Here is a 333-nt window from a genome sequence, read left to right as displayed (position 1 = left end):
CACCGGCTTCCCCTACCGCCAGTTCTACCCGGACGACGCCAAGGTCGCGCAGGTCGACCTGCGGGCCGGGAGCCTCGGGCGCCACTGCCGGATCGATCTCGGCCTGGTCGGCGACGTCGGGGAGACGATCGCGGCGCTGCTCCCGAAGCTGCAGGCCAAGACCGACCGGGCGCATCTCGACGACAGCCTCGCCCATTACCGCAAGGCCCGCGCCGGGCACGACGCGCTGGCGGTCGGCAAGCCCGGCGGCAAGATCCACCCGCAATACGTCGCCCGGACGCTCAGCGAGGCGGCCTCCGAGGACGCGGTCTTCACCTTCGACGTCGGCACGCC

1 pseudogene is annotated in these 333 nt (G+C 72.7%); it reads left to right on the top strand.

Annotation, left to right across the window (positions count from 1 at the left end):
* Window positions 1–333: pseudogene (locus ACLBX8_RS31715) on the top strand (ubiquinone-dependent pyruvate dehydrogenase); the annotation flags it as partial.

The sequence above is a fragment of the Methylobacterium sp. D48H genome (assembly GCF_053345715.1).
The sequence above is the reverse complement of the archived record's forward strand: the minus strand, read 5'-3'. Positions and strand labels throughout refer to the sequence as shown.